Source organism: Duganella sp. GW821-FHT07F09, assembly GCF_059418705.1.
The window spans coordinates 266,276-279,202 of the sequence record NZ_JBWKQJ010000009.1; the positions used below are offsets into that span (position 1 = coordinate 266,276).

Sequence of the window (12,927 nt, forward strand, 5' to 3'; positions counted from 1 at the left end):
AGATCACTTTAGTCGTATGTCATCGTACAACTATAAAACTTGATAAGCAAGCACAAAGATAAGCCGGTTGAAGCCGCCGCGCGCAAGACGATGATTGATTCACGCCGCCCCGGCCAGCGGCCGCGGCGGCGTTGTAGGATGACTTTAGGCCGGCTGGGTGGCGCGCGCGTCGCCGGTCCGGACCAGCAACAGCGCGACCAGACTGATCACCGCCGCGCCCGACAAATAGTAGCCGACGTACTGCAGGCCGTAGTTGGTCGCCAGCCAGGTGGCGATGTACGGCGCCAGCGAGGCGCCGAGGATGCCGGCCAGGTTGAACGTCAGCGAGGCGCCGGTGTAGCGCACCTCCGGCGGGAACAGCTCGGACAGGATGGTCCCCAGCGGCCCGTAGGTCATGCCCATCAGCGCCAGGCCGACCGACAGGAACACGGTGATCTGGATCAGGCTGCCGGAGCCGAACAGCGGCGCCAGCGCCAGCCCGAACACGGCGATCGCGGCCGAGACCCAGATCAGGGTCGTGCGGCGGCCGTAGCGGTCGGCCCACAGCGCGGCGACCGGGATCGTCAGGCCGAAGAACAGCACCGCGATCAATTGCTGGATCAGGAAGTCCTTGCGGGTGAACTTGAGCGCGGTGGTGCCCCAGCTGAGCGCGAACACCGTCATCAGGTAGAACAGCACGAAGGTGGCCAGCGCGATCAGCGTGCCCAGCACCAGCACGCGGCCATGGTCGCGGAACACCGTCACCACCGGCACCTTGACGCGCTCGTTCTTGTCGAGCACCTTCTGGAAGTCCGGCGTCTCGTGGATCTTCAGGCGGATGTACAGGCCGACCACCACCAGCAGCGAGCTGGCCAGGAACGGAATGCGCCAGCCGTAGCTGAAGAACTCGGCGTCGGTCAGCACTTCGCTCAGCAGCAGGAAGATGCCGCCCGACAGGAAGAAGCCGATCGGCGCGCCCAGCTGCGGGAACATGCCGTACCAGGCGCGCTTGCCCGGCGGCGCGTTCTCGGTCGCCAGCAGCACCGCGCCGCCCCACTCGCCGCCCAGGCCCAGGCCCTGGCCGAAGCGGCACAGCGCCAGCAGCGCCGGCGCCAGCGTGCCGATCTGCGCGTAGGTCGGCAGCATGCCGATCACCACGGTCGAGATCCCCATCATCAACAGGGCCGCGACCAGGGTGGCCTTGCGGCCGATGCGGTCGCCGAAGTGGCCGAACACGGCCGAGCCGACCGGACGCGCGAAGAAGGCGATGGCGAACGTGGCCAGCGACTGCAAGGTGGCGGCGGCCGGATCGCTGGCGGGGAAGAACAGCTTGGGGAACACCAGCACGGCGGCGGTGGCGTAGATGTAGAAATCGAAGAATTCGATGGTGGTGCCGATCAAGCTGGCAAACAGCACCGTGGACGGCTTGTTGGTCTTGGACGATCCCGGTTGAGACTTGCTCATGCGTGAGGCTCCTGCGGATGGGTGGTGCGCCTCATCATACACACCCCCTCCGCAGCTTGCCAAGCAGATATGATTGCTTACGGTAATAGGTCAGTGATCGATTTGCGACAGTCCGGCGGCGATCTCGTCGGCCTTGAGCGGACGCACGACGCGCGCCACTTCCTGGCCGTCGCGCAGGAAGATCAGGGTGGGCCACAGCTTGACCTTGTAGGAGCGGCCCAGCGGACGTCCCGGGCCGTCCTCGACCTTGTAGTGGTTGACGGCGTCATGGCCGGCCATCGCCTGTTGCAGCGGCGGCTGGGCGGCCATGCAGTGGCCGCACCAGTTGGCGCCGAACTCCAGCAACGTGGCGCCGGGCATGGCGTCGATTTCGGCGCGCCGCGGCGCCTCGGCGATGTAAACAGTCTTCATTTAAACAGTTTTCATTTGGTCTTGAACTTGGCACATGGATCGGTGCGCGGTTGCGGCGTGAGCTTGTGGACCACGTCGTACAGGTTGCCACCCGCGCCGCCGCCCTCGACGAACCCCTCGCTGCGCACGGCCAGTATAGGCTCAATCCGATTGAGCCAGCGCGCGACACCGATATCCTTGCGCACGTGGCCGTTGCCGGCGATCAGCACCACGTCGCGCGGCCGCTGGTCGCGCACGATCTTGGCCATCCAGATGTCGCGGGCGACCTGGGCGTTGACCATGCCCTCGATCATCATCTCCGGGGTCATATTGCAGTGGCCGATGGCGATCTCCTTTTGTTGGACGGCGCGCACGTCGGCCGGCAGCGGCTGGTCCAGCCGGTAGTCCCTGACGCTTTGCGGATCGAACGTGGCGGTGACGCCGTCGCGCACCACGCGCGAGGCGTCGGCGCGCGACAGGTTGCCGGCCACCAGCGGCAGGTGGTAGGTCAGCGCCAGCTGGATCACCGGGTAATACAGTTGCCAGTCCCAGCGGGCGCCATTGACGACGCGGATCACGCATTGCGCGTCGAGGCAGCCTTTTTGCGCCTTGTCCAGCAGGTCCTGGTCTTCGCGGTCGAATTGTTCCATGACGATGGCCGGCCGCCAGCCCCCCTCCACCCGCTGGCGCAGCAGGTCGTAGCGCAGACGGTGCCCCTGGGCGTTGTCATGCACCTCGCCCAGCAACCACACCTGCGGATTGGGGCCGACGGGGACGGCGGCGTCCGCCCCGGCCTCCGGCATCGGGCCGGTGCGGACGCCGCCGGCGCAACCGGCCAGTGCCAACGTCCCTGTCAATATTGCCGTAAATCCAATTGTCCGCCACCTTTTTTTATATGTGGATATCATTCCGCTCCTCACGTCTGAGTTCGCAAGAAACGCGCGGCGCAAGCCGGACGAGCCCGCCCGTTGTTGCAACGCAATATTAAATTTCTTTGACATAAACACAGATAGCAATATGTTATGAATTGTGGTTTAATAGTCTTTGTGCAATAAACGTCCAACGCATTGCGGCAGCGAGTCTAAGGTGTCTGCATTAAATTGCTGTTAAGACCCGGCCCCCGCAGTATTGCCATAGGAGTAAATTATGAAAATAACACCGCTTTTAACTTCCCTGCTATTCGCGCTGAGCCTGACCGGCGCGGCGCACGCGAAGGTCGACGCCGCCCCGGCCGCGCCTATCGCACCTGCAACAATCGAAGCTGAAAAATGCGTCCCGAACGCGGCCTCGTCGTGCATGACCGCCGACGGCGCGGCGGCCAAGGACGACGACAATGTCGATCTCGCCACGCTGCCGAAAACCAATCCGGCGCAGGTCGACGCCGCCGCTTCGGCGGTGCCGGAACCGCAAACCTTCGCCATGATGGCGCTGGGTTTGGCGCTGCTGGGCTTCTCCTCGCGCCGCCGCAAGCCGTCGGACAAATTCGAGAACTAAGCGCCGCCCGTCCGCGGCACGACCAAAATCCCGCCCGGTGCGGGATTTTTTTTGCTCTTTAGTAACATAGCGACCGTATATTGCTGATGGCGACGCCCTGGGCGACGGCGCGGAACGCGCAGCCGAGCTTGCGCCAGCCGTCGTCGGTGAGCATCACCGCGCCCAGCGCCAGCGCCAGCGCGACGGCCAGCACGATCAGCAAACCTTTGATCGCGTCCTTATTCATGCTGCTCCCCGGTCGGCGCGGCGCGAACGGCAATATTAAGCGTTCAGCGCGCCACGTTATGCGGCGTCCGCCAGCGTGTAGTCGAAATCGTAGTAGTGCTTGCCGCCTTCGATGCGGATGTTCAAGGTGCCGCTGAGCCCTTCGAGCTCGTCCCGGCCCGAATCGGGCACCACCGCCACCGCCAGGCTGGGCGCGCCGCGCGCCATGATGCCGCGATGGTGCAGCAGAAAGTTGCCGCGTTTGCCGTCGAGGCTGCCCTCGACCCGTTCGATCGCCACGTACACGCCCGAGCCCAGCGCGCTGTCCATATAGGCCAGCATCTCGCCCTTGCCGGTGGCCGCCAGCGCGCCATGGTATTGCTTGTCGAGCGACATGCGGCCCACGCCGCTGTCGGCCGCCACCTCCGACGTCGATTCCGGCCGCATCTTGACGCTGAATTCCCCTGTGATCCTGTTCATCGCTTGCTCCTTTCTAGGCGGGCAGGCGGGTTTCGGCCTGGCCGCTGATGTCGTCGACCGGCGTCACGCACGGCATGCGCAGCGTGAACGTGGCGCCGTGGCCCAGCACGCTGGCGACCGTGACCGTGCCGCCGAATTGTTTGGCCATCAGGTTGAACACGATGTTCAGCCCGAGCCCGGTGCCGCCCTGCCCGCGCCGCGTGGTCACGAACGGATCGAACACCTTGTCCAGCATCTCCGGCGCGATGCCCTTGCCGTTGTCGCTCACCCGCATCTCGATCCAGTCGCCCTGGCGCACCACGTCGATGGTGATGCGGCCCTCGTCGTCCGGCTCGAACGCGTGGTCGACGCAATTGAGCGTCAAGTTGGTGATCACCTGCGCCAGCGCGCCCGGATAACTGTCGAGCATGATATCGGGCGGGCAATCGATGCCGACCGCGATATGCGTCTTCTTCAGCTTGGGCTGGAGGCTGGACACCACTTCGTTTATATAATCGCGCAATTCGAAGCGGCGGCGCGCCTCGCTGACCTGGTCGACGGCGATCTGCTTGAAGCTGTGGATCAGGTGGGCGGCGCGGTAGGCGTTGTTCATGATCAGGCGCGTGCTCTCGGCCGCCGTGTCCAGGTAGCGCATGATGTCGGACTTTTTGATGTTGCCGCCCTCGACGGCCAGTTGCACCTTCTCGGTCGCCTCCATCAGCACCGAGGCGCTGGTCAGGGCGATGCCGACCGGCGTGTTGATCTCGTGGGCGACGCCGGCCACCAGGCCGCCCAGCGAAGCCAGCCGCTCGGCCTGCAGCAGCGATTCCTGCGTGCGGCGCAGGTCGGCCATGGCCTTGGCGGTGGCCTGGGCCGACTTGCGGGCCTCGTCCTCGGCCTCGCGGATGCGCTGGATGTTCGATTTGACCTTGCGCTGGATGGCGTTGAAGCCGCGGATGACCTCGCCGAGCTCGTCGTGGCGGCTGTCGGCCAGCTCCTCGACCTCGTCGCTGCCGCGCGTGGCCAGGTCGAACAGGCCGTCGCGCAGGCGCTTGAGCGGGTCGAACACGATGCGCAGCGACAAGGCCAGCGCCGCCACCAGGATCAGGTCGAGCAGCAGCACTTCGATCACCTTGCGGCGCACCTCGGCCGCCAGCGTGGCGTCGATCTGGGCGCGGCTGAAGTTGACCACCACGCGCCCGACGATGACCGGCTTGAGCGCGGCCCCGGCGGCGCCGGAGTCGCGGTAGGCCAGGTCGGCCACCACCGGCGTGCCGGCGACGGCGGCGTCGTTCTCGATCGAGCTGATTTTGCCGTCCTCGTGGCGCAGGCGGCCGGAAAACAGGCCGACCGAGGTGTCGTAGACGCGGATCGACACCAGTTCGGGCGGCATCATCTCGGCGGCGACGATGTTGTCGACCTTGGCCTTGTCGAGGTCCCACAGCGCCGACGGCAGGCTGGTTTGCAACCGGGTCAGCACGCCCTGGCGCAGGCGCTGGCTGCTCACTTCGAGTTCGTGACCGAGGCTGTATTGCGCGTAGGTGCCGGAAATGCCCAGCACCAGGGTCACGATGACCACGAAGAGCAGCGTCAAACGGCCTTGAATACCAGACATCGAACAATCTCCCCGACCACGTATTTGACGGCAACGTCCCAATGTACGGTATGGGCTGCATCTTGGCAAGAATAAGGCACCCCCGAGGGGCCAGCGCCGGTCCACGGCGGCCCCGGCCGGCAGACTTCGCCCGCGCGCAATGGTAATATCGTGCAACATGTGGGCCGGCTCGGACGCCCGCGAACAACCCGACATTACCGGAGGCATCATGACGGGCAACTATCATCAACTGGCGATGGCGGAGGTGCGGCCGGGCATGGTCCTGTCCGACGTGCTGCTCGACGTCCAGGGCCATGTGCTGCTGCCGCAGGGCACCGTGCTGACCGAGGCCATGCTGGCGCTGATGCCGCGCCACGGCATCGCCGTGCTGCCCATCGTGCGCGAGGAAGTGGCGCCGGAAGTGGCGCAGGCGGCGCTGACCCACCACCAGGCGCGCATCGACCGGCTGTTCCGCAAAAACGACGCCGACAGCGACAACGACTGGGCCACGGCGCTGCTGCGCCGTTTCGTCACCGATTTCCGGCTGGGCAAACCGGAGCGCGAGCAAAGCGGGGAGCACCCTGGGCATGAGTAACACCCTCAGCTACGACGACGTGGTGCGCAACCTCGACGACCTGCCCTCGCTGCCGGCGGTGGTGATGGAATTACTCAACAGCATAGACCAGGACGATGTCGACATCTCCGTGCTGGCCAAGAAGGTGTCGTACGACCAGGCGCTGACCGCCAAGACGTTGCGCTTGGCCAATTCGTCGCTGTACGGGCTGCAAGTCAAGGTCACCACCATCCAGCAGGCGATCACCTACCTGGGTTTCCAGACCACCCGCAACCTGATCACGGCGGCGGCCGTCACCGGCTGCTTCGCCGAGGGCCATTGCCCCGGCTTCGACCACAAGGCGTTCTGGCGCCACTCGATCGCCACCGCCGCCTGCGCCAAGGTGCTGGCGCGGCAGATGCGCTTCAATCAGGATTACGCCTTCACGGCCGGCTTGCTGCACGATATAGGCAGGCTGGTGCTGGTGTCCTGCTTCCCGAATCAATATTCGATCACCCTGGCCTACCGCGAGGAGCACGACTGTTATTTGCTGGAGGCCGAACGCAAGGTGCTGGGCGTCGATCACGTCGACGCCGGCATGGCGCTGGCCGAACACTGGAATTTTTCCGACACGATGCGGCTGGCCATCGGCGGCCACCACGATCCGGAAGCGCCGGGCGCGGGCTTCCTGGCGGCCATCATTCATGTGGCCGACGCCATCGTCCACGCGCTCGATCTGGCGCAGGTGCGGGACGACCTGGTCCCGCCCGTGTCCACGGTGGCCTGGACCGCGTTGGGCCTCGATGAGGAAATCTATCTGCAGCTGTTCCGGGAAACCGAGCTGCAGTATGAAGAAATTTCGATGGTGTTGCTGAGCTAACAGACTACGCTGACGGACTGCCTACTGCACAAGACGCACGAAAAACAAAAAGGCGTCACCTGCCGGCCGGGTTGGACGTAAAGTCAGCCACGGCGCGGCAGGTGCGAAAGCTGCGGGCGCATTAATGACGCGCGTAGTTTCCGGCCTCGGCCTTTTCTGGACGCTCTTCAGGCTTTGGACGGCCCTGGGCGTCGGACAGGCGGTACTTGGTGCGGCGGTCGCCCATCAAATCGCGCAGGTCGCGGATGCTCATGCCGGTCACTTCATGCATGCGGATCAGCAGCGAAGCGCCAACCGGCAGACGGTGGTGACGGATCTTGCTGATCACTGGCGGCGCCACTTCCAGCAGGCGCGACAATGCGGCGTCGTTTTTCAGTTGCATCTTGCCCAGCAGGATGTCGAGCAGATGGTTCGGGTTGTAGCTTTCTTGGGAAGCAAGAGCGTGGTGTGCCATGATTTTCCTCGTTGGTTGGGTGAAGAGATAGTGCTGGTCGGAACTTAAGGACAACTTAGAATTTATCAATTAACCGCCTGGTTGGATAAGCAGCTAACAGAGCAACTAAATTAACCAGCAGGTCCGATTTTCCTGAATTGCCTTTCGTGCAAGAGAATTCTATGCTTAAAGGGACTGCTCCAGCCGGCGCGCGCTGCGTGAAGATTGTTTGACATCAACCGCCGGCTAGAAAACTTAGCAACTATGCTATTTCATCACATGGGGCCGGAGGGTGTCGCACGCAAGAACTTGTAGGAAATTGTTACATGAAGCAAGTTCATACAGAGTGACGGCGGGTTTGCTACCGCTCGGCAACTGTGTCATCGGCAGGGCAACATCGGACGGCGCCGGCCGGGTGCGTAGAGGTCCCGGCCGCCGCTTCAAAATGCGGCGCGGGGGCGGTTTGCAGCGGTAAATTACGCTAAACTAGCGCCTGTGCGCAGCAGTGCGCCCCATCCCGCCTCATCTCTTAAAAGCATTCCATTGAAAACCAAAACACCCGTTCAGCCGCATTACTTTGTTCCAGAGCCGCTCGACAACTCGCGCCTGGCCCATTTGTGCGGCCCCCTCGACGAAAACCTGCGGCAGATTTCCGCCGCGCTGGACGTCACCATTTTCCGTCGCGGCGAGAAATTCATCGTCAGCGGCCACAATGCCGAACGCGCGGTGCAGATCCTCGAACAGTTCTACGCGGTCGCCAACAAAGTCGTACCAATTGAAGAAGTGCAACTTGCGCTGGTGGAACAGCGCGCCGGCCTGGCCGCCGCAGCCACCGCCGCGGCCACCGTCCCCGGCGGCGACACCAAACCGCACGCCGTGGCCGAGGCGCCGTTTGTCGAGCCGGAAATCAACAGCCCGGTGCTGAAGACGCGCCGCGCCGACCTGCGCGGCCGCACGCCGCACCAGATCCGTTACCTGCGCAACATTCTCGAACACGACATCAGCTTCGGCGTCGGCCCGGCCGGCACGGGCAAAACCTATCTGGCCGTGGCCTGCGCGGTCGACGCGCTCGAGCGCGACGCCGTCAAGCGCATCATCCTGACCCGTCCTGCCGTCGAGGCGGGCGAACGGCTCGGCTTCCTGCCGGGCGACCTGGCGCAAAAGGTCGATCCGTATCTGCGGCCGCTGTACGACGCGCTGTACGACCTGCTGGGCTTCGACCGCACGCAGAAAATGTTCGAGAAGCAAGTCATCGAGATCGCGCCGCTGGCCTATATGCGCGGGCGCACCCTGAACCACGCGTTCGTGATCCTCGACGAGGCGCAAAACACCACCGTCGAGCAGATGAAGATGTTCCTGACGCGCATAGGTTTCGGCAGCAAGGCCGTCATCACCGGCGACGTCACGCAGGTGGACTTGCACAAGAGCCAGAAAAGCGGCCTGGTCGACGCCGTCCAGGTGTTGAAGGACGTGCGCGGCATCGCCTTCAGCCACTTCAACAGCGAGGACGTGGTGCGCCACCCGCTGGTGGCGCGCATCGTCGACGCCTACGAGACGGCGCACAACCACGAAGCCGAGATCGCCCCCCTCCTCAAAGCCACCGCTCTTAAAAATGTCCGTAAAAAATAAATTGACCTTGTCGGTGCAATATCCCGACGCCCGCCTGAAGGAAGTCATCACCCGCGCCGCCATCCGCAAGTGGATACAGGCGGCGCTGTTCGCGCCGGCCGAACTGACCATCCGCTTCGTCGACGCCGAGGAAGGCCGCGAGCTCAACAAGCAATACCGCGGCAAGGACTACGCCACCAACGTGCTGACGTTCGCCTACAACGAGGGCGAGGAACCGGACGAGGACGCGCCCACGCAAGCCGACATCATCCTGTGCACCGACGTGCTGGAGAAGGAGGCGGCCGAGCAAAAGAAATCGGTGGAGGAGCACACGGCCCACCTGATCGTGCACGGCGTGCTGCACGCGCAAGGCTACGACCACGAGGACGACGAGGAGGCGGCCGAGATGGAGGGCATCGAAACGGAGTTGCTGGCGGAGCTAGGTTACGCCGATCCCTACGCGGAATGACTCCGCCGCCCGTCCGCGCCGGAGCCGTACATTTGGCCAACCGCCTCCTGCCAAGGCACCGCTGTCGGCAGCGTGGCGACCTGTCCGTCCCGGAAAACCAATAGTGGCCCATTGCCCGCAAGCGCGAACATCGGGTCGCGGGTCCGGACAAAATCGGCTGAATTGTAGAAAAACAGCCAGCCTTGCTTCACCTCTTTTGTTTCGGCGGTCACAATGTCGAATGCCTCGCCCGCCATCCGGCCCAATTCATCGACCTTGACTCGGGCAATTTTTAAAGCCGCGGCGCGATTGAGCGTATCCATTAGTTGCTCCTTAAAAAACGAAACCCGGTGTAACCGCCGACTGCCGCAGCTTTGCCAGTTTGCCCATCGAGGAAGCGGACAACGCCGTTTTGATTGACGGCGTTGAAGACGTGGCCTACTCCTCCGCTGCGGCTACCGTAGACGATCCCGCGACTTCCACTGCCTGCGGCCAGCAGAGCCTGTACCACCTCGCAAAGATCGCCAGCGGCACTGAATTTTGCGCCAAATATCCGTTCAAGTATAGCGATGCTGTGCGGGCCACCAGGCAGAGCCGCAGCAGGACGGCCCGCCAGCATCGCATCCGTTGCGATCACGCAATTAACGCAGTTCGTTTTACTGTGTCCAGGATTGATGCTTCGAACCGTGCCGGCCAAGATGCCCATTGCAAGACCATCGTCGTTGAAAGAATTTGTCCAGCATGGCCCCGGTGGATGGCCAATGCGCTGAGCAAACTCAAACAATACCTGGCTTGGTTCCCCCATCAGATTCGCTGTTTTTCTGACAAAAACCTGCTATCTTGAGCTTTTGGTGTATCCTATACCCCTTCAAAACAATGGCTCACGCCTACTATGCAAGAGCACTCTAGTGGCGTCAAGACTGACGCCAAACCCCATCGGTCACTGTTTGAACGCCTGACCGCACTGATTTCCCCCGAGCCAGAGAACCGCGCGGAACTGCTCGAAGTTCTGCACGACGCCCACGAACGCAACCTGATCGACGCCGACGCCCTGTCGATGATCGAAGGCGTGTTCCAGGTCTCCGACTTGTCCGCCCGTGACATCATGATTCCCCGCTCGCAGATGGATGTCATCGACATCTCCAAGCCGATCGAGGAGTGGATGCCGCAGGTGCTGGCGACCGCCCACTCGCGCTTCCCCGCCATCGAGGGCGAGCGCGACAAGGTGATCGGCATCCTGCTGGCCAAGGACCTGCTGCGCTACTACGCCGAAGAGTCTTTCGACGTGCGCGACATGCTGCGCCCGGCCATCTTCATCCCCGAGTCCAAACGCCTGAACGTGCTGCTGCGCGACTTCCGCGCCAACCACAACCACATGGCGATCGTGGTCGACGAGTACAGCGGCGTGGCCGGCCTGATCACCATCGAGGACGTGCTGGAGCAGATCGTCGGCGACATCGAGGACGAATACGACTTCGACGAGGAAGAGGACAACATCCTCTCGATCAAGGAAGGCGTGCACGGACCGCGCTGGCGCATCAAGGCGCTGACCGAGATCGAGCAGTTCAACGAAGAGTTGGACACCTCGCTGCCGGACGACGACGTCGACACCATCGGCGGTCTGGTCGCCAAGCACCTGGCGCGCATGCCGCACAAGGGCGACATCTTCGACTACCAGGGCATGCGCTTTGAAGTCCTGCGCGCCGACGCCCGCCAGATCCACGTGCTGCTGGTGGAAAAACTGCCGGCCGCCCCCGACGCCGGCGACACGCAATAATGCGCTTTCGCCGCGCCAATCCGAACGATCCGCCCAAGCCGCAACGCAGCACCAAAGGTCGGATGGTCATCACCATGCTGGCCGGCGCGATGTGCGTGTTCGCCTTCGCGCCGTTCGGCTGGTGGCCGCTGGAAATCCTCGGCCTGGCGACCCTGTTCTATCAAGTGCTGCGCAGTTCGGACGTCAAAAGCGCGGGCCTGATCGGCTGGGCCTTCGGCTTCGGCTGGACCGCCGCCGGCACCCACTGGCTATACGTGTCGCTGCACGACTTCGGCGCCATGGCCGCGCCGATCGCCGCCGCCGCCGTGCTGCTGCTGGCCTGGGGCATGGGCTTTTACGTCGCCCTGGCGATGGGCGGCGCGGCCTGGCTGCGCAAGCGCTGGTCGCTGCCGCTGCCGGCCGCCAACCTGCTGGTGCTGCCGACCATGTGGGCGCTGTTCGAATGGGTGCGCGCCTGGCTGTTCACCGGTTTTCCGTGGATGTCGTCCGGCTACGCCCACAATCACAGTCCGCTGGCCGGCTACGCGCCGGTCGTCGGCGTCTACGGCCTCGGATGGCTGGCGGCCGTCATCGCCGGCGCGCTGCTCTTGCTGCTGCACCGCACCCGCATCAAGGCGGCGGTACTGATCGTCGCCATCTGCGCCGTCGGCGTCGGGCTGACCTACCTGCAATGGACCTACCCGGAGGGCAAACCAATCTCGGTGCGCCTGCTGCAAGGAAACATCCCGCAAAGCGAAAAATTCGACGGCGCCCGCGTCATCGAGACGATGAAGCTGTACCACGACGCCATCACCGCCGCGCCGGCCGACTTGATCGCCACGCCGGAGACGGCCATCGTCATGCTGCCGCAGCAGCTGCCGCCGGACTACCTGCCCGGCATCGCCCAATTCCTGACCAAGACCAACAGCAACCTGATACTCGGCATCCCGATGGCCGACAGCCAGACCGCTTACTTCAACAGCGTGATCGGCCTGACGCCGCGCCAGGGCAGCGGCTACTACCGCTACGACAAGCACCACCTGGTGCCGTTCGGCGAGTTCATCCCGCTCGGCTTCCGCTGGTTCGTCAACCTGATGTCGATCCCGCTCGGCGACCAGACCAGCGGCGCCGACATCCAGCCGGCCTTCCCGATCAAGGACCAGCGCGTGCTGCCCAACATCTGCTACGAAGATTTGTTCGGCGAGGAGATCGCGGCGCAGCTGAACCACCCGGCGCAGGGCCAGAAGCCGGCCACGATGCTGCTCAACGTCTCGAATCTGGCCTGGTTCGGCGACACCATCGCCATTCCGCAGCATTTGCAAATCTCGCAAATGCGCACGCTGGAGACGGGCCGGCCGATGCTGCGGGCGACCAATACCGGCGCCACCGCCATCATCGACGGCCATGGCGTGATCCGGCACCAGTTGAAGGTCAACACCTTCGGCACCCTGGCCGCCAACGTCCAGGGCATGGCGGGCAGCACCCCCTTCATCATCTGGGGGAACAAGCTGTTCCTGCTGCTGGCGGCGCTGGCATTGGGCGGCGCCTGGTTTTGGGCGCGCCGCGCAAAAAACCAGGCCAAAGCCGCTTAATCTCCACAGTCTGCCGGCAAAACCCGCTAAAATTGCCCCTTTAGCATAACCGCAACCGCACGCCCCTCGCCCC

General features: G+C 63.8%; 16 protein-coding genes. 7 read left to right on the plus strand and 9 right to left on the minus strand.

The window, feature by feature from the left end; genetic code table 11:
* Nucleotides 1-144 precede the first annotated feature (144 nt).
* The 3 genes from AC07P1_RS23640 to AC07P1_RS23650 all read right to left on the minus strand — a co-directional run bounded on the left by AC07P1_RS23640 (nt 145) and on the right by AC07P1_RS23650 (nt 2,678).
* Nucleotides 145-1,443, minus strand: a complete 1,299-nt coding sequence (locus AC07P1_RS23640) for an MFS transporter (RefSeq protein ID WP_494698143.1) — start codon at nt 1,441-1,443, stop codon at nt 145-147.
* Nucleotides 1,444-1,533: 90 nt separating this feature from the next.
* On the minus strand, nt 1,534-1,854 hold the full coding sequence (locus tag AC07P1_RS23645; protein WP_494698144.1) for a thioredoxin family protein: 321 nt from the start codon (nt 1,852-1,854) through the stop codon (nt 1,534-1,536).
* 11 nt (nt 1,855-1,865) lie between these two features.
* Nucleotides 1,866-2,678: a ChaN family lipoprotein gene (locus AC07P1_RS23650; RefSeq protein ID WP_494698145.1), complete on the minus strand. Its 813-nt coding sequence runs from the start codon at nt 2,676-2,678 to the stop codon at nt 1,866-1,868.
* Nucleotides 2,679-2,979: 301 nt separating this feature from the next.
* Between AC07P1_RS23650 and AC07P1_RS23655 the strand changes: the two genes are divergently transcribed.
* Complete coding sequence (locus tag AC07P1_RS23655; RefSeq protein ID WP_494698146.1) at nt 2,980-3,327, plus strand: PEP-CTERM sorting domain-containing protein; 348 nt, start codon at nt 2,980-2,982, stop codon at nt 3,325-3,327.
* A 58-nt stretch (nt 3,328-3,385) separates the two neighbouring features.
* Here AC07P1_RS23655 and AC07P1_RS23660 read toward each other — a convergent pair whose 3' ends face one another.
* From AC07P1_RS23660 to AC07P1_RS23670, 3 genes are read right to left on the minus strand one after another with little or no spacing between them, the layout of a single operon-like run.
* Nucleotides 3,386-3,553: a hypothetical protein gene (locus tag AC07P1_RS23660; protein ID WP_315213732.1), complete on the minus strand. Its 168-nt coding sequence runs from the start codon at nt 3,551-3,553 to the stop codon at nt 3,386-3,388.
* 56 nt (nt 3,554-3,609) lie between these two features.
* On the minus strand, nt 3,610-4,011 hold the full coding sequence (locus AC07P1_RS23665; protein WP_494698147.1) for a DUF3224 domain-containing protein: 402 nt from the start codon (nt 4,009-4,011) through the stop codon (nt 3,610-3,612).
* A gap of 13 nt (nt 4,012-4,024) precedes the next feature.
* Entirely contained in the window at nt 4,025-5,605 is a 1,581-nt protein-coding gene (locus tag AC07P1_RS23670) for a sensor histidine kinase (protein ID WP_494698148.1), read from the minus strand.
* 208 nt (nt 5,606-5,813) lie between these two features.
* On the opposite strand from AC07P1_RS23670, the gene AC07P1_RS23675 reads away from it, so the two are divergent.
* Both AC07P1_RS23675 and AC07P1_RS23680 read left to right on the plus strand, forming a co-directional pair.
* Nucleotides 5,814-6,179: a hypothetical protein gene (locus AC07P1_RS23675; protein ID WP_494698149.1), complete on the plus strand. Its 366-nt coding sequence runs from the start codon at nt 5,814-5,816 to the stop codon at nt 6,177-6,179.
* The gene (locus tag AC07P1_RS23680) at nt 6,172-7,017 is read left to right on the plus strand and encodes an HDOD domain-containing protein (protein WP_363498115.1); all 846 of its coding nucleotides are present in this window, start codon (nt 6,172-6,174) and stop codon (nt 7,015-7,017) included. Before AC07P1_RS23675 ends, AC07P1_RS23680 begins: the two co-directional genes overlap by 8 nt.
* A gap of 121 nt (nt 7,018-7,138) precedes the next feature.
* Here the strand turns inward: AC07P1_RS23680 and AC07P1_RS23685 are convergent, their stop codons facing one another.
* The gene (locus AC07P1_RS23685) at nt 7,139-7,471 is read right to left on the minus strand and encodes a hypothetical protein (protein ID WP_090323567.1); all 333 of its coding nucleotides are present in this window, start codon (nt 7,469-7,471) and stop codon (nt 7,139-7,141) included.
* Nucleotides 7,472-7,993: 522 nt separating this feature from the next.
* Here AC07P1_RS23685 and AC07P1_RS23690 point away from each other — a divergent pair.
* Both AC07P1_RS23690 and ybeY read left to right on the plus strand, forming a co-directional pair.
* Nucleotides 7,994-9,079, plus strand: a complete 1,086-nt coding sequence (locus tag AC07P1_RS23690; RefSeq protein WP_494698150.1) for a PhoH family protein — start codon at nt 7,994-7,996, stop codon at nt 9,077-9,079.
* Nucleotides 9,063-9,527 carry an rRNA maturation RNase YbeY gene (ybeY, locus tag AC07P1_RS23695; RefSeq protein ID WP_494698151.1) on the plus strand — a complete coding sequence of 155 codons (465 nt, stop codon included), beginning with the start codon at nt 9,063-9,065 and terminating at the stop codon, nt 9,525-9,527. The genes AC07P1_RS23690 and ybeY overlap by 17 nt, the downstream gene beginning before the upstream one ends.
* On the opposite strand, the gene AC07P1_RS23700 is transcribed toward ybeY, so the two are convergent.
* On the minus strand, nt 9,515-9,829 hold the full coding sequence (locus tag AC07P1_RS23700) for a YrhB domain-containing protein (protein WP_494698152.1): 315 nt from the start codon (nt 9,827-9,829) through the stop codon (nt 9,515-9,517). The genes ybeY and AC07P1_RS23700 overlap by 13 nt on opposite strands.
* Nucleotides 9,829-10,311 (minus strand): toxin glutamine deamidase domain-containing protein, encoded by a 483-nt coding sequence (locus AC07P1_RS23705; RefSeq protein ID WP_494698153.1) that lies wholly within the window; start codon nt 10,309-10,311, stop codon nt 9,829-9,831. Before AC07P1_RS23705 ends, AC07P1_RS23700 begins: the two co-directional genes overlap by 1 nt.
* An 87-nt stretch (nt 10,312-10,398) precedes the next feature.
* Between AC07P1_RS23705 and AC07P1_RS23710 the strand changes: the two genes are divergently transcribed.
* Together AC07P1_RS23710 and lnt are read left to right on the plus strand one after the other, a co-directional pair.
* Complete coding sequence (locus AC07P1_RS23710; protein WP_315213713.1) at nt 10,399-11,283, plus strand: CorC family transporter; 885 nt, start codon at nt 10,399-10,401, stop codon at nt 11,281-11,283.
* Entirely contained in the window at nt 11,283-12,854 is a 1,572-nt protein-coding gene (lnt, locus tag AC07P1_RS23715; RefSeq protein ID WP_494698154.1) for an apolipoprotein N-acyltransferase, read from the plus strand. Before AC07P1_RS23710 ends, lnt begins: the two co-directional genes overlap by 1 nt.
* Nucleotides 12,855-12,927: the final 73 nt, after the last annotated feature.